Annotated in this window: 17 protein-coding genes and 1 pseudogene; 5 read left to right on the forward strand and 13 right to left on the reverse strand. The window is 40.8% G+C overall.

Features of this window, described 5'->3' with window-relative positions:
* Positions 1 to 82: 82 nt before the first annotated feature.
* Positions 83 to 811 (reverse strand): response regulator transcription factor RpaB, encoded by a 729-nt coding sequence (rpaB, locus tag G4P69_RS19435; RefSeq protein ID WP_208345777.1) that lies wholly within the window; start codon positions 809 to 811, stop codon positions 83 to 85.
* 171 nt (positions 812 to 982) lie between these two features.
* Between rpaB and radA the strand changes: the two genes are divergently transcribed.
* On the forward strand, positions 983 to 2,521 hold the full coding sequence (gene radA / locus G4P69_RS19440) for a DNA repair protein RadA (protein WP_208345776.1): 1,539 nt from the start codon (positions 983 to 985) through the stop codon (positions 2,519 to 2,521).
* Between the two features lie 89 nt (positions 2,522 to 2,610).
* Here the strand turns inward: radA and G4P69_RS19445 are convergent, their stop codons facing one another.
* From G4P69_RS19445 to G4P69_RS19475, 7 genes and pseudogenes are all read right to left on the reverse strand, one after another.
* On the reverse strand, positions 2,611 to 3,558 hold the full coding sequence (locus G4P69_RS19445; RefSeq protein WP_208350934.1) for a VOC family protein: 948 nt from the start codon (positions 3,556 to 3,558) through the stop codon (positions 2,611 to 2,613).
* 1 nt (position 3,559) lies between these two features.
* Positions 3,560 to 3,823 (reverse strand): annotated as a pseudogene (locus G4P69_RS19450) (NAD(P)-binding protein); the annotation flags it as partial.
* A gap of 100 nt (positions 3,824 to 3,923) precedes the next feature.
* On the reverse strand, positions 3,924 to 4,349 hold the full coding sequence (mutT, locus tag G4P69_RS19455) for an 8-oxo-dGTP diphosphatase MutT (RefSeq protein WP_208346213.1): 426 nt from the start codon (positions 4,347 to 4,349) through the stop codon (positions 3,924 to 3,926).
* Between the two features lie 164 nt (positions 4,350 to 4,513).
* Complete coding sequence (locus tag G4P69_RS19460) at positions 4,514 to 4,864, reverse strand: DUF760 domain-containing protein (RefSeq protein WP_208350936.1); 351 nt, start codon at positions 4,862 to 4,864, stop codon at positions 4,514 to 4,516.
* Positions 4,865 to 5,113: 249 nt separating this feature from the next.
* Positions 5,114 to 6,070: an RNA polymerase sigma factor, RpoD/SigA family gene (locus G4P69_RS19465; protein WP_208342061.1), complete on the reverse strand. Its 957-nt coding sequence runs from the start codon at positions 6,068 to 6,070 to the stop codon at positions 5,114 to 5,116.
* A gap of 566 nt (positions 6,071 to 6,636) precedes the next feature.
* Positions 6,637 to 9,933 carry a carbamoyl-phosphate synthase large subunit gene (gene carB / locus G4P69_RS19470; RefSeq protein WP_208342064.1) on the reverse strand — a complete coding sequence of 1,099 codons (3,297 nt, stop codon included), beginning with the start codon at positions 9,931 to 9,933 and terminating at the stop codon, positions 6,637 to 6,639.
* A gap of 823 nt (positions 9,934 to 10,756) precedes the next feature.
* Complete coding sequence (locus tag G4P69_RS19475; RefSeq protein WP_208342065.1) at positions 10,757 to 11,296, reverse strand: DNA starvation/stress protection protein DpsA; 540 nt, start codon at positions 11,294 to 11,296, stop codon at positions 10,757 to 10,759.
* 525 nt (positions 11,297 to 11,821) lie between these two features.
* Between G4P69_RS19475 and G4P69_RS19480 the strand changes: the two genes are divergently transcribed.
* Both G4P69_RS19480 and G4P69_RS19485 read left to right on the forward strand, forming a co-directional pair.
* On the forward strand, positions 11,822 to 12,067 hold the full coding sequence (locus G4P69_RS19480; RefSeq protein ID WP_243902422.1) for an Asr1405/Asl0597 family protein: 246 nt from the start codon (positions 11,822 to 11,824) through the stop codon (positions 12,065 to 12,067).
* A gap of 152 nt (positions 12,068 to 12,219) precedes the next feature.
* Positions 12,220 to 12,882 (forward strand): (2Fe-2S) ferredoxin domain-containing protein, encoded by a 663-nt coding sequence (locus G4P69_RS19485; protein WP_208342066.1) that lies wholly within the window; start codon positions 12,220 to 12,222, stop codon positions 12,880 to 12,882.
* 220 nt (positions 12,883 to 13,102) lie between these two features.
* On the opposite strand, the gene G4P69_RS19490 is transcribed toward G4P69_RS19485, so the two are convergent.
* The 3 genes from G4P69_RS19490 to G4P69_RS19500 all read right to left on the reverse strand — a co-directional run bounded on the left by G4P69_RS19490 (position 13,103) and on the right by G4P69_RS19500 (position 14,344).
* Positions 13,103 to 13,375, reverse strand: coding sequence for a GlsB/YeaQ/YmgE family stress response membrane protein (locus tag G4P69_RS19490; protein WP_208342068.1), 273 nt, complete (start codon positions 13,373 to 13,375; stop codon positions 13,103 to 13,105).
* 123 nt (positions 13,376 to 13,498) lie between these two features.
* The gene (locus G4P69_RS19495; RefSeq protein WP_208342071.1) at positions 13,499 to 13,888 is read right to left on the reverse strand and encodes a RidA family protein; all 390 of its coding nucleotides are present in this window, start codon (positions 13,886 to 13,888) and stop codon (positions 13,499 to 13,501) included.
* Positions 13,889 to 13,912: 24 nt separating this feature from the next.
* Positions 13,913 to 14,344, reverse strand: a complete 432-nt coding sequence (locus tag G4P69_RS19500) for an NUDIX domain-containing protein (RefSeq protein ID WP_208342073.1) — start codon at positions 14,342 to 14,344, stop codon at positions 13,913 to 13,915.
* A 195-nt stretch (positions 14,345 to 14,539) separates the two neighbouring features.
* Between G4P69_RS19500 and malQ the strand changes: the two genes are divergently transcribed.
* Positions 14,540 to 16,048, forward strand: coding sequence for a 4-alpha-glucanotransferase (gene malQ, locus G4P69_RS19505; RefSeq protein ID WP_208342075.1), 1,509 nt, complete (start codon positions 14,540 to 14,542; stop codon positions 16,046 to 16,048).
* A gap of 165 nt (positions 16,049 to 16,213) precedes the next feature.
* Here malQ and G4P69_RS19510 read toward each other — a convergent pair whose 3' ends face one another.
* Positions 16,214 to 17,032, reverse strand: a complete 819-nt coding sequence (locus G4P69_RS19510) for a helix-turn-helix domain-containing protein (RefSeq protein ID WP_208342077.1) — start codon at positions 17,030 to 17,032, stop codon at positions 16,214 to 16,216.
* Between the two features lie 208 nt (positions 17,033 to 17,240).
* Positions 17,241 to 17,990 carry a pseudouridine synthase gene (locus G4P69_RS19515; protein WP_208342079.1) on the reverse strand — a complete coding sequence of 250 codons (750 nt, stop codon included), beginning with the start codon at positions 17,988 to 17,990 and terminating at the stop codon, positions 17,241 to 17,243.
* Between the two features lie 159 nt (positions 17,991 to 18,149).
* Here G4P69_RS19515 and G4P69_RS19520 point away from each other — a divergent pair, with 159 nt between their 5' ends.
* A complete protein-coding gene (locus G4P69_RS19520; protein WP_208342081.1) occupies positions 18,150 to 18,866 on the forward strand; it encodes an LmeA family phospholipid-binding protein in 717 nt (238 codons plus the stop codon).
* Positions 18,867 to 19,008 lie beyond the last annotated feature (142 nt).

The following is a 19,008-nucleotide window of genomic DNA, read 5'->3' on the forward strand; positions in this document are numbered from 1 at the left end:
TAATTTTTGTTGAATAAATTTACCTTTCTCCCCTGCTCTCCTGCTCCCCTGCTCCCCTGCTCCCCTGTTCCCCTGCTCCCTGCTACTCCTCTCCTGATTCAAGAATTCGTTGAAAGAGATAGCCTGTACCTCTTGCAGTTAGAATTAATTCTGGGTTACTGGGGTCGTCCTCTAACTTTGCTCGTAGCCGGGAGATGTGTACATCTACAACACGTGTATCTACGTGACGTTCTGGTGTATAACCCCAAACTTCTTGCAAAATTTCCGAACGAGAAAAAGCTTCTCCAGATCGGCTTACTAACAGTTCCAGCAAGCTAAATTCCATACCTGTTAAGCGAATGCGCTCATCGCCTTTGTAAACTTGCCGTTTGTTTGTGTCAATTTTGATATTTCCAACGTGGATGACTCCAGAGCTAGGAATACCAGAAGCACTGGTTTTGTCCACCCGGCGAAGTACTGAGCGAATACGGGCTTCTAGTTCTTTAGGTGAAAAGGGTTTAACGACGTAGTCATCAGCACCTAATTCTAAACCAGTAATACGATCCGCAACATCTCCCAAGGCTGTTAGCATAATAATTGGGACGTCTGATTCCTTACGTAGTTCTTGGCATACGCCATAGCCATCTAACTTTGGCATCATTACATCCAAAACAACTAAGTCAGGGTCAGCTTTACGAAAAGTATCTAAAGCTTCCTCACCATCTCCTGCTGTTACCACGTCATAGCCGATCATGGAAAGGCGCGTTTCTAAAATCCGGCGGATACTGGCTTCATCATCTACCACCAGAATTTTTTCTTTATGACTTTCCAATTTGTTTAACGCTCCTTAACTAAAATTTTTCATGATTAATTTTTACTACCATATTATTAAGATATCATTCCACCATTTCATTGGGAAAACCTGCATCTACGATTAATACTTGATTTCATTCTGTCTAAAAATTAAAGAAACATAAAGATTATTTAATAAGAAAAATAAATAATGGCAAAGCAGAAGACTTATTACGTTTGTAATGAATGTGGATCAGAATCTCCCCAATGGTTTGGAAAATGTCCAGCTTGCAACACTTACAATTCCTTAGAAGAACAAATTGCTATTCAGTCATCGACAGATGTACCAAGCCGGGGAGTTGGTAGTTGGCATTCTACACAGAGCAATGGCAAACCTCCCGCCAAACCGGCTAAGCCAAGAGCTTCGTTGACATTTGACCAAATTAGCGATCGCCAAGTGACTCGTTGGGAGTCGGGCTATGGAGAACTAGATCGAGTGCTTGGTGGAGGAGTGGTTCCTGGTTCTATGGTTCTGATTGGAGGAGACCCAGGAATAGGTAAATCTACTCTATTGTTACAAGTATCTAACCAACTAGCACAAAGATATCGTATCTTGTACGTTTCTGGAGAAGAGTCAGGACAACAAGTAAAATTAAGAGCTTTACGCTTGGGAGTAGGCAAATCTTTAAATCTACTGACGAATGGAACTGCCGAAGTAGTAGAAAAGACTCAGCAAGTAGTGGAAGGTGTAGCTGAAGGTGTGGGGGCAGATTTATACGTATTGCCAGAAACAGATTTGGAAGAAATTATACGGGAAATTGATTCCCTCAAACCAAATGTGGCAGTTATTGATAGTATCCAAACAATTTTCTTTCCGTCGCTGACTTCTGCACCTGGTTCCGTAGCACAGGTACGAGAATGTACCGCAGCTTTGATGAAGGTGGCAAAGCACGAGGATATTACAATGCTAATTGTGGGGCACGTGACGAAAGAAGGCGCGATCGCAGGACCAAAAGTGTTAGAACATTTGGTTGATACAGTGCTGTATTTTGAGGGCGATCGCTTTGCATCCCATCGTTTATTACGGACAGTCAAAAACCGTTTTGGCGCAACTCACGAAATCGGCATTTTTGAAATGGTCGATAATGGATTGCGAGAGGTACCTAATCCCTCGGAGCTATTTTTAGGCAATAGAGACGATCCAGCTCCTGGTACTGCTATCGTAGTCGCTTGCGAAGGCACTCGTCCGATTGTTGTTGAGTTGCAAGCTTTAGTAAGTCCCACTAGCTATGCTTCTCCTCGTCGTTCTACAACTGGCGTGGACTACAACCGCTTAGTTCAAATTCTTGCAGTTCTAGAAAAACGAGTGGGAGTTCCTATGTCGAAGTTGGATTCTTACGTGGCTTCAGCAGGGGGGTTAAATGTAGAAGAACCAGCAGTGGATTTAGGAGTCGCGATCGCAGTCGTCGCTAGTTTTAGAGATCGGATTGTAGATCCTGGTACTGTCTTAATCGGAGAAGTTGGTTTAGGAGGACAAGTGCGTTCAGTATCGCAAATGGAACTGCGGCTAAAAGAAGCAGCAAAATTGGGATTTAAACGAGCGATCGTACCTAAAGGACAAAAATATCCTGAGTTGGATCTTGAGATTTTGCCTGTGTCTAAAGTTATAGACGCGATTATCGCAGCAATTCCGCACCAAAGCATTGAAGCTAGCGACTTAGAACTCGACGACGACGACGACGATGAGTAGTTCGTAGTTGCGCTAAAGCGCAAAATACGGTAAAATTACAATCCTTTCTTGTTGCTCCCTTACAATACCAAGCGAGCAAGATGCTCGCACTACTGCTCAACCAAAAAGAGCGCGTGTCCATTCACATCCTTAACTAAACACCCTTGGCGGTAAGGAGCCCATTCATCTGTAAATTTTACAACCCCCGACGAAACAACCTCGACGTTGTTCTCTCGCAGCAAATCCACCCCTTGCTCAATGTCCTCTACAACTAGCTCAAGTTCAACGTTTGTAATATCAGCACTGTTCCAGTCATGTGGTATTAGACGACCATTTTCAGGAACTATATAATCCAGCAGTTCAATACCTAAACTGGGTTTAATCGGTCGTAGTGGTGTTACTCGAACTTTAGCTTCTGATAAACCATCCAGGTGAGCTTGTGTTTCACCATGGTTTAGACTAGCTTGCTTAACTTCCATTCCTAGAAGGTCATGGTAAAATTTTAAGCTATCCTCAGTGTTAGCAACGGCGATCGCACTATGATCAATGCCGAGAAACAACCGATCATCATTATTGCGGTGCCACTTGTCTCCCCCCTTATCCGGTGGAAACCAGATAAGTTCTAAATTGTGACGATCAGGATCTTTGAATTTGAAGGCTCGTACACCGGCAGAGGCTTCATTATCAGGTGGTATTGTTTGCGGCTGTGTAGAAATAGGGTCGATTGGAAATGATTGCAATCGCGTATATGCGTGATCCATATCACTGACAACAATCGCGATATGTTGAAACCAGAGATCGTTGCTTTGTGAATCTTTTGGGATAAGCCTTCCCTTAATATTGAGATATTCTATTAGCCTGATCAGTTCATTTCCAAGCAGCAAGGTAACAATCCGAATTTTTGCACCAGGAAGTCCTTCAACTTCGCCGTAATTTTGTCCTTCAAATATTAGATCTGAAACAGTTTTACAATCAAATGCTTGGGTATAGAAATTCTTGGCTTGATCTGCGCTCGTTACAGTTAATCTAATAGCTTGAATTTTTTGTACTTGTATCATCGTAAACTTTGGTGTTTCCTCCTACCCAATAGCCTACTTGCGGACGAAATGCTTTGCCATCCTTATCGTACCAGTGCTCATCAGCGTGATAGCGTTCCTTTTGGTAAACTTCTAACGCGCTCCAGTTTTCTTTTTCTCTAGGGAGAAAGCTACCTCGCTCTAACACCAAAATTTTTTTACCCGTAGGAGCTAGCCGATGTGCTAATGTTCCTCCACCTGCTCCCGTACCGATAATTATGACGTCGTAGTGTTCAGTAATCTTCATCTGCAATTGATTAATTGCTTCTTCGATACTGAATTTAGAATTTAATTCCTGCTATAACTTCTTTCTAAAGGAGTAAGTCGGTGCGTTTCACTGTTCCCCTTTATTTATGAGCCGCCGCGTTTTTGAGCAATGCGTCGATGATTTCAACATTTGCTTCAGGAAAAGTAAAATCTTTTAGTTCATCTAAATTCACCCAGCGAACTTCATCGCATTCTAGTGGTTGGGGGATACCTGTTAGATGGCAACAGTAATGCACTGTGAGGGTAACGCGTAAATGAGGGTAGGTGTGGTCTACAGTTATTAGATGCTCACCGACTTCAATTTCTATTCCTAGCTCTTCTTTGATTTCACGTTTAATACACTCTTGGACGGTTTCACCTAACTCAACTTTACCTCCTGGGAATTCCCACAAACCGCCCATAGCTCCTTTCTGATGACGGCGATCAATCAAAATTTGCCCTTGGTTATTCCGAATTACAGCAACGCCAATAATTTTATGGGGTGGAACAGAAGAGGTTTCGTGCATGGAGTGTCAGAAAAATGGTGGGTGATTCGTTGTTGCGCCTAAAAGCGACAAAACTCGACATACCAGATTACCATATGCCGAGTTTGTATTTATTGATTTTTTTCGTCTTAACTTTAACCAGGGGTAAATCCAACGAGTTGAAAGCGTTACCAGCACATTTCGAATCACTCGTTCGTTTCCGAGTTGTTGGTTGTTTCAGTCCCTTGAAGCGCCATTTCAAAATTCATTCTTTGTTCAGCGTTTCTTAAGAAGTAGCCACTAATCATCGCGGAAGCGAGAAGTCGACCAAGGTTTTCTCTATTGGTAGTGATGCTAACGTTAAAGTGTTCTGATGGCAGATTTCCCAACAGACCCATGATATTATGTTCCATGACTTGAAAAACTTCGTGAGAACTGGGTCTAGATAACTGGGTAATTGTCTCTGGGCTTAGAGATTTAACATATTGCCACAAAAAGTTAGGATTTTCTGACTCGCTATTAAAAAATTCTGAGACTCTATGAGATGGGTTGTTCACGTTACCTGCTCCTAAAGTATTTTGTAAAGTTTAAAGCTGCTCAAGAGGCTTGTTTGTTTCGTGTAAAAATGTAAATACGTCAAGCGTGGTTGACTGGATTAGATGTTTTGATTTCCTATAAAGTAATGTAACAGTCTGGGCCTAAGTCTAAGGTGGGTGTAACCGTACCTCAGAAGACCGTGTTTTCTCGCCTGATTGGTTAATGATTGGTGGTCAATAGACCACTAATCATTCATAACCTAAAATTACTTAACTTGCCAAATATTCATCTATCCCAGCTTTGGATTTACGAAGTTTTGACAAAGCCTCTCGTTCGATTTGCCGCACTCGTTCACGGCTAATATTTAAAATTTCGCCAATCCTTGCCAAAGTAAGTGCTTGCCCATCAATTAAACCAAAGCGCAAGGATATAACTTCTTTTTGTTGTGAAGTCAGTTGTGCCATTAGGCAGTCTAAGTCGTAAGATAAAGCTGACTGCGTAACGAACTGTTCTGGAGAAGCTGTTTCATCTTCTAACATCTCTCCCAGCTCGGTGTCATAGTTATCTCCTAGTCGCAAATCTAGGGATAGGGGTACACGAGCTTTTTCTAAATACTCTCTTACCTGCTTTGGAGTTAGTTCTAATTCTTTGCCTAATTCCGACGCTGTAGGTGCACGCCCTAGCTGTTGCGATAATTGCCGCTGTGCCTTTTTGATCTTATTTAATTTTTCTGTTATGTGAATAGGTAGGCGGATGGTGCGACCTTTTTCAGCGATCGCGCGGGTAATGGCTTGGCGAATCCACCAATAAGCGTAAGTCGAAAATCTGTAGCCTTTGGTAGGGTCAAACTTTTCCACGCCCCGTTGCATCCCAATACTACCTTCTTGGATTAAGTCGAGTAAATCAACGTTCCGCTTAATGTATTTTTTCGCAACTGACACAACCAGACGCAAATTTGCTTCTACCATTCTGCGCTTGGCAATTTCACCTTCTGCGATCGCGTCGTTTAACTCGGCTATTTCTAGGTGTGTTTCTTCCGCCCACTCTCTTGTAGTTGGTTCACGACCTAATTGATTAGTAAGATACTCCCTCACTTCATACAAGCTAGTTGCACGCTGCACCTGTTTGCCATAGAAAATTTCTTCTTCGTGGGTTAGGAGTGGCACACGGCCAATCTCACGCAGATAAGTCCGCACTAAGTCTGTGGCTGTCTGAGCGGTCTTCATGGCGCTACTCTTTGGTAATGATGGGTTGTGTACTTATGGTCTTTTACTGATAGATGCTTTTTTGGGGTGCTACCCATTTGGACTTTTACAGCTTCAGCATCCCTACAAATTAAGGGTTAGAGCTTAACTGTCATTACGTTTTATCCTTGAATGCTTGAAACTACAGCTTTTTCTACTTTTGCCTCTAGTATCTACGATTAGATAATGAGTATTCATTCAAACACTTTTTCTATAGTTACATTATTTATTTATTTCTCATTTTAACATTTATAAAAATTTATGGACCATCTGGCGGATTTTTATTTTGTATATTTTTCTGAGCATTTTAGGGTAACTATTTACCGAAACCTCATTGATTAAGAAATATCAGCAGATAACAGTCAGAATTTTTCTGAGAATTGTTATGGTAATTTAACTCTTTCTAAGATTATTTTATCAGTGTGATAAGAGATAATTAATTTACCGAAACTAGGGGGTAGGGGTAGGGGGTAGAGCAATAGCTCTACCTAATCGACAAATTATGTTTAACCGAACCGTATTGCTCTATAAGACCTTTCTATGGGGCTTCATAAAGCGTAATCTTGGATAGCTCTTACATCCAGGGTTGTATTTTGCAAAGAACGGATGGCAGCTACAGTGGCTTTTGCTCCAGCAATGGTAGTAACAATGGGAATTTTGTAAGTTAGAGCTGTACGGCGGATAAGTCTTGCATCACTTTGGGCTTCTTCTCCAGAAGGTGTGTTGATAATTAGCTGAATTTTATGATTTTTTATGGCATCTAAGACGTTTGGGCGACCTTCATGAAGTTTGAGCACTAATTGAACATCTAATCCTTGTTGTTGCAGAAAAGAACGCGTACCATCGGTAGCCATAACAGAGAAGCCTAAATCCATAAATTCCTTCACCACAGGAACCGCAGCAGCTTTGTCCCGATTATTCATCGACACAAACACTGTTCCTTCTAAAGGTAAACGCTCACCAGCACCCAGTTCTGCTTTAGCAAAGGCACGTCCGAAGTCATTGTCAATCCCCATAACTTCACCAGTGGAGCGCATTTCTGGACCAAGAATTGTGTCTGTACCAGGAAATTTGCTAAAAGGTAATACGGCCTCTTTTACGGCAATATGAGAAGGTATAACTTCTTGGGTAAAGCCTATACTTTCCAAAGTTTCACCTGCCATAATCCGCGATGCAATTTTCGCAAGTGGTACACCTGTTGCTTTAGAAACAAAAGGTACTGTGCGAGAGGCGCGGGGGTTGGCTTCTAAAATGTAAACTTGAGCATTGGTATCGAGCGGACAGGCATTATCTGCTCCCCAATCATCGGTTCCATCTGTCGTTTTGACAGCAAACTGAATATTCATCAGTCCTACAACATTAAGCGCCTGCGCTAATTCGACTGTCCAAGTGCGAATTTGATTGAGAACCGTTGGTGATAAGGAAATTGAAGGCAAAGAACAAGCTGAGTCTCCTGAGTGAATACCGGCCTGTTCAATGTGTTCCATGATGCCACCAATCACTACGCGCCCAGTGTGGTCGGCGATCGCGTCTACATCGACTTCAATAGCATTTTCTAAAAACTTATCAATCAAAATCGGATGATCTGGTTCGACTTGTACAGCAAATGTCATGTACCGTTCTAACTCAGCATCGGAGTAGACGATTTCCATCGCCCGTCCGCCTAAAACATAGCTAGGACGCACAACGACGGGATAACCAATACGTTTAGCCACAACCAACGCATCTTCGTAGGTTCGGGCAATACCATTTGGCGGCTGGGCAATATTTAACTGTTGAAGAATTTTCTCAAACCGCTCTCGATCTTCAGCTATATCTATAGAATCCGGAGATGTACCCCAAATTTTGACTGTAGGATAGGTTTCTGGTCTTTGATCTAGAAAGTTTTGTAATGGCATTGCCAGCTTTAGCGGGGTTTGCCCACCAAACTGCACAATGATTCCAACAGGGTTTTCTGCCTCGATGATGTTTAAAACATCTTCCTTGGTCAACGGTTCAAAATAAAGGCGATCGCTGGTGTCGTAATCTGTAGAAACTGTCTCTGGATTAGAGTTGACCATAATTGTCTCGTACCCAGCTTCTCTCAGAGCATAGGCAGCGTGACAGCAACAATAGTCAAATTCTATTCCCTGACCAATCCGGTTTGGACCACCTCCTAGAATCATCACTTTCGACTTAGTTGTTGGCATCACCTCTGTTTCTTCTTCGTAGGTAGAGTAGTGATAAGGGGTAAATGCTTCAAACTCAGCCGCGCAAGTATCTACAGTTTTATAAACTGGAACGACACCCAGTTGTTTACGGTGTTCCCGTACTTCGTCCTCAGTGGTTTTGGTTGCAAAGGCAATTTGGCGATCGCTAAAACCTTGCCGTTTTACTGCATACATCTGGGCTTTTGTCAATTGCTGTAATGGTGTCCGCTTTAAGAATTTCTCAGCATCCAGCAGTTGCTGCAACTTATCTAGAAACCACGGGTCAATACCTGTTAACTCGTAGATTTCCTCAACACTCATCCCTATCTGCATGGCGTGCCGTACAGCAAATATCCTCTCAGGGTTTGGTGTCCGCAAATGGGCACGAATTTGATCACCACTGGGTAATTTTTCTTTGCTATCACAACCCCAGCCAGCGCGTCCAGTTTCTAGGGAACGTAAAGCTTTTTGGAAAGACTCGTTGAATGTCCGCCCAATTGCCATTGCTTCGCCTACTGACTTCATTTGTGTTGTTAGCACTGGTTCAGCGCCAGGGAACTTTTCAAAAGCAAAGCGGGGGATTTTTGTTACGACATAATCAATCGTCGGCTCAAATGAAGCTGGAGTTTTTTTAGTGATATCGTTGTTGATCTCATTTAATGTGTAACCAACAGCTAGCTTTGCCGCCATTTTTGCAATGGGGAAACCTGTCGCCTTAGAAGCTAAAGCCGAACTACGGGAAACGCGAGGGTTCATTTCAATGACGATCGCGTCCCCATTTACAGGGTTGATAGCAAACTGAATATTAGAACCACCAGTTTCCACCCCAATCTCGCGAATGATTTTAATTGCCATATCGCGCAGGCGTTGGTATTCTTTGTCTGTGAGGGTTTGGGCTGGGGCGACTGTGATCGAATCTCCGGTATGTATACCCATCGGATCGAGATTCTCGATAGAACAGATAATCACAACGTTATCTGCCAAATCTCGCATAACTTCCAGTTCGTACTCTTTCCAACCAAGTAGAGATTGGTCGATAAGAATTTGTGATACAGGACTAGCATCTAATCCTGCTTGTGCCATTTCTGCAAATTCTTCTTCATTATATGAAATACCGCCGCCAGTCCCCCCCATAGTGAAAGCTGGACGAATGATTAGGGGATAGGTACCAATACGTTGGGCGATCGCCTTTGCTTCTTCTATAGACGAGGCTGTACCACTAGGACACAGATTTACCCCTATACGCGTCATCGCTTCGTTAAAAAGTTTTCTGTCTTCAGCTTTCTCAATCGCTGGCAGCTTAGCACCAATCAACTCTACTCCATACTTTTCTAACGCCCCATTTTTTGCTAAAGCCACAGCAATGTTCAGGGCAGTTTGTCCTCCCATTGTTGGAAGTAGGGCATCAGGACGTTCTTTGACAATAACTTTTTCTACTAATTCTGGTGTTAGTGGCTCAATATAAGTCCGATCAGCCGTTTCGGGGTCGGTCATAATTGTAGCGGGGTTAGAGTTGACTAACACCACCTCATAACCTTCTTCTCGCAACGCTTTACAAGCTTGGGTACCAGAATAGTCAAATTCACAGGCTTGTCCAATCACTATTGGACCAGACCCTAGCAGCAGGATCTTCCTGATATCTTCACGGCGTGGCATAGTTGTTGTTTTGGAGTAACAGAATAGAAATCCTGTTTATTTTAAGGGTCTTTACCTATTCATCATGACATTTATCGGTAAGTTTTCTAGGTTTGATGACACACTAGGCTTTGGAATATGTTCCCGTTGTGGCTTGTCAAATGAGGAATAATGGGTAAAAAGCTATAAACACCGCATATTGGGGTGTATTTGACATGGATGAAAACCGCTATAAGCTTGATGCAATTTTATAATTTTAAATATAAAATTGTTTTTTTATTTACTCAATATATTAAAATTTTGTAGATTTTTTATAAAATATTGTCAACTAAACTCGTTCGGTTACAACAACTTATCATTTATTTATCTAGCGTTAAATTCTGTATAAATTCTTTAGACTTTTCTGTAGAAATTTCAGATTTTTGCTAAAAAATCGGCACATTTTGATACCCCGAATACTATAGGCATTTGGCCTAAAACTACTCGCAGAATCTCACATGTGTTTATAAAGTAGTCAGGAGGAGCCACTGTACTCTTACGGGTTTCCTGGCTTAAAGCAGGTGGTGTTCAGAATTCAGGAGTCAGAATGATTATTGGTTTAAAACTTCGTCTCTTATGGAAGAGATAGGGTTTAAAATTTTTTGTTTAAAAACCCATCCATCAGGTGATAGTATATTCTGACTCCTGACTCCTGAATTCTTTTTTATTTGAAAAACAAAAAATGGCAGAAAGATAAACTGTATTTCTTTCTACCATTTTTTTTGTTAGATTTAGCACAATAGCCAGTCTAATTTTTTATTTAGAATGACTACTCTCAATGATGGGCTTATCAATTTTAAGCAGCTTAAACAAAATCAAGTGTTAAGCTGTCCTTAGCAAGAAAATGACTCAAATGGTAAGCTCTTTCCTCAGTTTTTAGGAGAATTTTTTCGTACAAATACCGTGTACCTCTGTCACCTAAACTCTCTGCTTGAGCAGCTTGGCGGCGAATTAAGCTAATAACTGCTTGCTCTGCCTTGAGATCATTTTCTACCATTTGGCGACAAGAATATACACCGTCTTTTTCTTCCTCAAAACAGCATAATTCTGCTAATTTGCTGAAAGTAGCAACTGGTACACCACCTAACCCATCTAGGCGTTCTCCAATCTCATGGATGTGTTCTTGTACTTCTTTGTAGCTTTCGTTGAAGAATTCATGTAATGAGTAGAATTCAGCACCTTCAACAACAAAATGATGTTTTTGGTATTGTAAGTATAATGCTTGAAAACTAGCTAAAACAACATTAAACCCTTCGCATACTGGTGCAGTTACGGTGTTATCAAGCAATACAGGATTATCATAAACTTGACCAAAATTTCGTAACAAAGTTTGCATTTCAGACATTATTTTCCACGCTCCGTAAGAGTTATAGTCGTCAACTGCTGAATCTCTACATTTTAACACTCTTCAGATGAAAGCAATCTTTATTAAGAGCAAAAGTTTTTGACCATCTTACTAAAGAAAACAAAATTTCTAACATTTATATAAAGTTTTATATTTATTTAACCACTTGGCGTTGACGTATTTTTCGTTTTCATAGCGTATTAATTTTTTTACTACTTCAAAACATATATTGTTATTGCATCTTCCACTACACTCTTGTGGTCAAAATTAAAGCTGTAGCTTACGGAACCACGGATGATACCTTAAAAAGCGCCGAAGATAGCCCCCTGCCGTACTTATCCGAAGAATTTCCTAGAAACACACTTAATACTATTTGTCAATAAGTAAATCTTCACAGATTATTTTTTGACATTATTGAGAATATTTAGCGTTTAAGCTATCCTATAGATAAACTTGCTTCTGAGCAATCAGAAAGTTAGAGCGTGATAATACTGCGATATTTTTGCACTTCTAGGGGTAATTATTTTGAATACTTCGTTTCCACAAGCACAGGTACAACAGATTGTTGAGGTAAATTGGGCAGATCGTTGGCAGGTTTATCAGCGCTTGCAAGAACTAGATATTCGATGTTCATGTGGTAGTAACCAACCATTAACAGTTGAGATCAGCAATTCAACTGTAGCGATTCAACTTTGGAGTGTTCTGCGGCAATTAACAACCCCTCGTCAAGACTTGATACGGAACCTTGAACAATGCTGGCGGAATAGCTAAGGGTATGGTGCTATCTGTTGATAGTTGAGCAGAAGAAAATGCGAAAACTAGCCTAATAGCACTGCATGATACAAGTCTTTTGTTAAAAAAAATTTACAATTTTTAGTGCGAGATTGTTGGTATTAGCTAAAAATAGGGCATAGGGCAAAAAAATGAGTAAATCTTACAAGGCTGAAGTCTCAGAGTTTTGCGTTGAAGGACAATTGATCGATTTTGTTATTAAAGATGGCTATAAGCTTAAAGGTTTAGTTTTAGCAACTGCTGAGGGTGAATTTTACGTTAAACTCGCTAAACATTTACGAGTTGCGTTTGATTTGCGCACACCGCCAGGGACTTCACTACAAGTGATAGGTGAAAAAAAGGAGAATCCAACGACGGGTGAAGTTAAACTGATAGCTGAAAAGGTGATGGCTGCTCGACGCGAGTCGGCTCTAGAAAATTCCTCAAATACCTCTTCCTTGATGCCTCACGGCTCTGATGTTTCTGTCTCTTCTTCAAGTAGGGTTAAAGAAAAACCAACAAAATCAACTATTTTGGTATGTCAAAAATCTGATTGTATAAAACGTGGTGCTCAAGATGTTTGTCAGGCGTTACAAGCAGAGTTAAGCGATCGCAATTTGAATTCCCAGGTAAATATCAAAGCTACTGGTTGTATGAAAAATTGCAAAGCTGGACCAAACCTAGTTATGCCAGATAAGACACGTTATAGCCGTTTGGCGACGAAGCAAGTCCCAGGACTCATAAACAAACATTTTAGCGATAAGAGCCCCCAGGAAAAGCAAGGGTTGCAAGTACTGCAAAAAAGTTCACCGTAATGATGACTTGATAAGAGCTTTATTCTTAAATTGAGAAAGATCTGCAAATATTGTGGAATTAATATAGTTCTTTGATCTACAGAAGAGGCTGAAATGATATTTGTGAACTACCCCATGCGCTTTCGTGCTGGGGTAGTTCATGTGTGAGAAGTTAGTGCAAGTTTTTAATGTGGGTTCGTCTCTGTGCGTAAGCACGGAGGGGGTCAAATCGAACTAAAAGCTATGCTACTCCCCCAATAATTCTGTGCCAAATAAATACAGCAATGATTGCACCCAAAACAGCTATCAAAATGCCGGGAATACTGAAAGTAGTAGCCGTAAATGTTAGTTTTCCCGTCGTTAGTAAAGTAGCTAAACTTCCACCAACAAAGGCTCCAACAATACCAAGCAGCAAAGTGCCCAAAATTCCTCCCCCACCTCTAGCTGCTGGATCAATTGCCTTTGCGATCGCACCAGCAATTAGACCTAACAAAATCCAAGCAAGAAGATTCATTGGTTTGCTTCCTTAAGCATGCGTTTTATAAAAACTAGCCTAGCAGGTTTGACCAATTTTTATCATCTACCATCAGAGATAATCTAACAAATCATAATAATTGTTTAACTATTTTTATTATCTTTAAATCACGGCAATACATTCAATCTCTACCAAAACATTCTTAGGCAAACGTGACACTTCAACACACGCACGCGCTGGAGCTATATCTTCGCTAAAATATTTAGCATAAACCATATTCATCGCAGCAAAATCATTCATATCAGCTAGGAAAACAGTTGTTTTTACTACATTCTGAAAAGTTGCCCCAGCTTCAGTTAGAATCGCCTCTAAATTTTCCATAACTTGCTGAGTCTGCTTGGTAACATCACCTTCCCCAACAATCACCCCTTGGCTTGGGTGGAGAGGAATTTGCCCAGCAATAAAAATCATCTCACCAGAGGCGGCGATCGCTTGATTATAAGGTCCAACTGGTGCAGGTGCTTTATCAGTACGAATAACTTTTCGATTCATGCTTCTTCCTTTACGTTTTATGTTTTAATCTAACTTTGGACGTATCCCATAATGCTGATACCGCCAATAATCCCGCAGAATTTTATCATGGTCAAAACACAAATTACTAGGTACAGACCAAGGCTCAAAAATGCCTATGCTTTTTGCATCGTCCCCCGCCTGTGGCTGACCTTTTGCTATTGCTAAAAACACTATACTGATAATGTGCTGACGAGGATCCCTATTTGGGTCAGAATAAACGTGAAATTGCTCAATTAATTCAACTTGCAACCCTGTTTCTTCTAGAGCTTCTCGCTGCGCTGCTACTTCAACAGATTCTCCATAATCTACAAAACCACCAGGAATAGCCCAACCAAAAGGCGGGTTATGTCGTTCAATTAACACTATTGGTCGATGAGGATGATCGACCAGTTCGATGATGATATCAACTGTTGGCGTAGGATTTCGGTGACTCATACAATTGTGACAATTGAAAATTTTAGATTCTAGACGTCTTAGCGTCGCTTACCGTAAGGTAGCACGTAAGGGAATGTTGGATTATTGACCCAAAGCCGTCGAATAGTCCAAGACTAGAATCTAAAATTGTAAATCAATTGACCGTATGGGATAGATTTCGATTACATTAGTTTTCTGGTATAGCTCAAATTACTTATGCCTTTTCCCAGATCTAGCGGTGTTTTAGTACACCCCACCTCTTTTCCCAGCCGATTTGGTATTGGGGATTTAGGCTTAGAAGCCTATCGCTTTATTGATTTTCTCAGAGACAGCTATCAGCAATATTGGCAAGTCCTACCTATAGGACCAACTGGATATGGCAATTCTCCTTATGCTTCATATTCAGCAATGGCTGGAAACCCTTTGCTAATTAGTCCAGAAAAACTTCAGGAACAAGGTTTACTGACTGATGAGGACTTTGCTGATTTACCAGAATTTCCTGAGGGAAAGGTAGATTTTGACTTGGTTGTGCGAACCAAAATTCCGCTATTGAAAAAAGCCTACAAAAATTTTCAGGAAAATGCCAATCAGTTACAGCAAACTGAATTTGCCGGTTTTTGTGATAGCAAAGCTTATTGGCTAGATGATTTTGCGTTATTCATGGCTCTGAAAGATACTCATGAGAGTACAAGTTGGTCTACTTGGGAGCCAGAACTTGTTAAGCGCATACCAGAAGCATTAGAGAAAGCAAAAGAGCAACTTGCTCATGAGATTGCTTATCACAAGTTCATCCAATATGAATTTTTCAGACAATGGTCGCAACTAAAAAACTATGCGAACATGAGCGGTATTCATATCGTTGGCGATATTCCCATATATGTAGCTCACGATAGTGCCGATGTATGGTCAAACCCTGATATATTTTGCCTTGATGAAGAAACAGGGGAACCAGCATTGATGGCAGGAGTTCCACCAGATTACTTTAGCGCAACTGGTCAGTTGTGGGGTAATCCAGTTTATAACTGGGAGGAATTACAAAAGCAAGACTTTAAGTGGTGGATTGGGCGTTTTGAGGCAATGCTCGATTATATAGATGTGATTCGCATTGACCACTTCCGTGGGTTTGAAACTTACTGGGCTGTTAAAAAAGGCGAACAAACGGCTATTAATGGTGAGTGGATCAAAGCTCCAGGTGAACAGTTGTTTGAGGCAATCAAGTCAAAATTGGGCAAGTTACCAGTGATGGCGGAAGATTTGGGAGAAATTACGCCAGATGTAATTGCTTTGCGAGACAAGTTTGAGTTTCCAGGGATGAAAATTTTGCAGTTCGCATTTGGTTCTGATCCTGGAAACCCGTTTTTACCCTTCAATTATGAGCGTAACTTTATTGTCTACACTGGGACACACGACAACGATACAAGTGTAGGCTGGTTTAATAAAGCTTCCGATTATGAGAAGGAAAACTTGCTCCTTTATTTGGGTTGTGTAAGTCCTGAGGGTATCCATTGGGATTTTATTCGTTTGGCATTGAGTTCTGTAGCTAATCAGGCAATTATTCCATTGCAAGATCTTTTAGGATTAGATACTGAAGCACGAATGAATTTCCCAAGCAAAGCTGATGGTAACTGGGGTTGGTCTTATCAAGCAAATGCTTTGACGAAGGAATTAAGCGATCGCCTAAAAACTCTTACTGCACTTTATGGGCGTGCTCCTCAACAAAAATAGTTAGCAAAGGAGTCAGAAGTCAGGAGTCAGGAGTCAGAATACAAAATCAACTGGATGGGATTTTAACTCCATCTAGTTGTAGATGACGGGCTATGTTTTAAGCTGGGAAACCCTCACAACGTGCTGGCTTCTCCTGAATCCTGAATTCTGAATTCTGACTCCTTGTTAAAATCCCGACCTATTATTTGCTGCGATTGTCAGCTCTTTCATTTTCCCTGATTCACCCATTTGCTTAGCTTGTTCTTTGTTGACGCTTACTAAGACACCGCCAGCGTTACCAGCTCTTACAGTTAATTGTTCTTGAGCTTTCCATGTTAGATGAGTTCCCTCTGGTAACTCACCTTCATACTTTACTTTCCCATCAGCTACTACCCGAATCCACGACTTCTCTTTTACAGTCACACTAATTTGAACTTGCTCAGCATGATTGCTATTCGTAAGTGTGTATTTATCAAGTTGAATATTTTCAGGCTGTAGCTTTGATGTGCTTTTTGATTGTAATAGAGTTTCTTTTAGTGGTAATTGATAGCTTTGACTATTAGTCGTTTGCCAAGTCGCATTATCCAAAAATCGAGATAAGCCACTGACAGAGCAGATAATCAAAAATATATAAAGTAGATAAAGATGAAAAGGACGTAATTGACCTAGGGACGATCTTCTCCAAGCACTTCCAACAGTTACTGGAGCGGCCCCGATAGGAAAGGTACTGCCAAATTCTGCACCATTAAAACCTAGTGCATCGGCAAATTGTCTTATTAAACCTTGAATATAGATTGGTTCTGGAAGTTCTTCTAAATTACCTTCTTCAATTGCCTGCAACAATCTTCGGGGGATCTTAGTCAAGATAACCATCTGTTCTAATGATAACCCCTGCTCTAAGCGCGCGGTCAAAAGCTGAGTACCAATTTCTCCTAATTTTTCGGCTTGCTGTTCCTCTAAAGAAGGAGTTGGCTTATGCTTATCCTTCTGAATTCGCCACCTCATGTCTGGTTACACTCCTTAGTGAGCTGAGTCTCTGACAGGAATCTGTTTTATCAAACAGAATTCAGAAGTCAGGAGACAGGAGTCAGAATAAATGTTGGTAAAAACCTCGCCTGCGAGTGGACGAGACAGGGTTTGAAACTTTTCTTAAAACACCATCCCTTTATAGGTCGTGTATTCTGAATCCTGAATTCTGTCTCCTGACTCCTCTTTATTGTTTTATTTGCTTTTGTAAAAAGCTAATTTCATTGTCTTTAAGGTGACGATAATCACCTTCTGATAAATAGGTTCCCGGTTCAATTTGTAATTGAATTGAACCTATTGCAGAACGATGCAACTTGAGTACTGGATGTCCTAATAATTCTGCTACACGTCGAATTTGGCGATTTCTCCCCTCCTTTAAAAGGATTTCTAAACAACTAGAAGAATTAAACCTTTGGATAACTTCTACTAAAGCTGGTCGTGTTTTTCTTCCGTCTAAAACTACACCTTGACGCCACATTTGTAGTGCCGCGTTTGAAGGATGTCCTTTTACCAAAACTTGATAAGTCTTAGGTATGCTGTGACGTGGATGGGTTAACCCAAACGTCAGATCACCATCATTTGTCAGTAATAATGCTCCTGTAGAGTCTGCATCTAACCGGCCAACTGGATGAACACCTTGAGCCGAGCGCAATTCTTTTGGAAGTAGATCTAGGACAGTCTGTCTCCCTTGGGGATCATGACATGTTGAAACAACTCCAGCGGGTTTATGCAGTAAAAGATATATTAAAGTGGGCCGCTGCGTAGTGGACACAGCCTTACCATCTACTGTAATTATATCTTTTTCAGGATCGACTTTTTGCCCCAAATGCGCCAAGTCACCATTAATACGTACACGCTCTAGCTTAATCATTTCTTCAGCTTGGCGGCGTGAGGCTATACCCCATTGAGCTAAGATTTTTTGTAAACGTGCCTCCATGTGAAAATTACTTAATACCTGTTTAACTGTTCATCTATAAAGAATATATAAATCGTATTTAAATTTTTTGAAATTAGCTACTGAATACTGTTTAGTTGTAAAATACTACGTTGTAGTAAGCTAATGACGTGAGCCACAATTTATAAATAGAGTCATTAAATGGTAGAGAAAAATCATAAAACTAGAAGTTTAAAGAAAATCCGTATAGTTACAAATGTTCTGACAACAGCACTAAAATTGTGGTTGAGATCTCAAGTTAGCCAAATCTCTCAATTAGAAGTGGAGATTAGAGCGAGCGATCGCCAAATTTTGACTGGTTGCATACCTTGGGTATCGATTTTTGCTAGTAATGCAGTGTATAAAGGTCTTCATCTTACACAGATTCAACTAATTGCAGAAAATATCCGCATCAACATTGGCTCAGTACTTAAAGGTCAGCCACTACAGCTGTTAGAAACAGTCTCAGTATTTGGTGAACTTACGCAAGAAGAGGAAGCTCTTCAAGCCTCACTTTCTTCCTCATTATTGTCAGATGCTTTAGATGATATATTTATTACGATTTTACCAAACGACAGCGAAAAATACAGGTCTATAACCTGGCAGAAAATCAACCTTGACTATGATACAGTAGCACTTACCGCAATATCTTCAGAGCAAGAAGATATTAAACAATTAAACATCACTTTGGGTTTGCAATTACTCAGTGCATATGAGTTACAAATTTCACCAATTCATATTGGAAGTAATACTGTAATACTACTAGAAGCTAATCAGAATAAACATCGTCTAAATCTTGGGTCAGAGGTTAATATCCAAGAGCTAAAGCTGATTCCTGGGAAGCTAATGTGTCGTGGAAGGATCAATGTGAATCCATAAGGGAAATGGGCATGGGGCATAGGGCATGGGGCATGGGGCATGGGGCATGGCGCACGGGGGAAATATCAGGGGTTCTAGGTACTTAGACAGAATTAATTACGCAATAATCAATACCGCTTTTTCATCGCCCATTTCCCTATGC

Source organism: Aetokthonos hydrillicola CCALA 1050 (genome assembly GCF_017591665.1).
GTDB classification, from domain to species: domain Bacteria; phylum Cyanobacteriota; class Cyanobacteriia; order Cyanobacteriales; family Nostocaceae; genus Aetokthonos; species Aetokthonos hydrillicola.